1 protein-coding gene is annotated in these 734 nt (G+C 62.8%); it reads left to right on the top strand.

What is annotated here, in order from left to right; translation table 11 throughout:
- A partial coding sequence (locus XcuCFBP2542_RS18980) for a VirB4 family type IV secretion/conjugal transfer ATPase (RefSeq protein ID WP_484606945.1) occupies positions 1-734 on the top strand: 734 nt, incomplete at both ends.

Below are 734 nucleotides of genomic sequence, written 5' to 3'. Positions count from 1 at the left end.
GGCATGATGATTTCCTCCGGGGACAAGTCCTCCAGCCAGATCCGCGACCTGGACCTGGCGATGGATGACGTGGCCTCGGGCAACTTCGTGCTGGGCGAGTACCACTTCACGTTGGCGGTGTATGCCGACAGCCAGGAGAAGCTGGCGCGGCAGATCGCGACCACGCGCGCGGAGTTGTCCAACGCGGGCTTCGTGTCGGCCAAGGAAGACCTGGCGATCGCCTCCTCGTTCTACGCGCAGCTGCCGGGCAACTGGCGCTTCCGCACGCGCATCGCCAACCTGAGCTCGCTCAATTTCCTGGGCTTGTCGCCGTTGCACAACTTCGCCCAGGGCAAGCAGCACAACAACCCGTGGGGCGACTGCGTGACGACGCTGCAGACCACCAACGGCCAGCCGTATTATTTCAACTTCCACGCCACGCACCCGGCGGAGAATTCGCTGGGCGAGAAGGCGATCGGCAACACGATGGTGATCGGCAAGTCCGGTACCGGCAAGACGGCGCTGATCAACTTTCTGCTGAGCCAGGTGCAGAAGTTCGATCCGGTACCGACGATCTTCTTCTTCGACAAGGACCGCGGCGCGGAGATTTTCGTGCGCGCCTGCGGGGGCAACTACCTGGCGCTGGAAAACGGCGTACCGACGGGCTTCAACCCGTTCCAGTGCGAGCGCAACGAAGCCAATACGCAATTTCTGGCGGAGTTGGTCAAGGTGCTGGGGGGCAAGGCGGAGTACAG

Source organism: Xanthomonas cucurbitae, from assembly GCF_002939885.1.
Classification (GTDB): domain Bacteria; phylum Pseudomonadota; class Gammaproteobacteria; order Xanthomonadales; family Xanthomonadaceae; genus Xanthomonas; species Xanthomonas cucurbitae.
The sequence above is the reverse complement of the archived record's forward strand: the minus strand, read 5'-3'. Positions and strand labels throughout refer to the sequence as shown.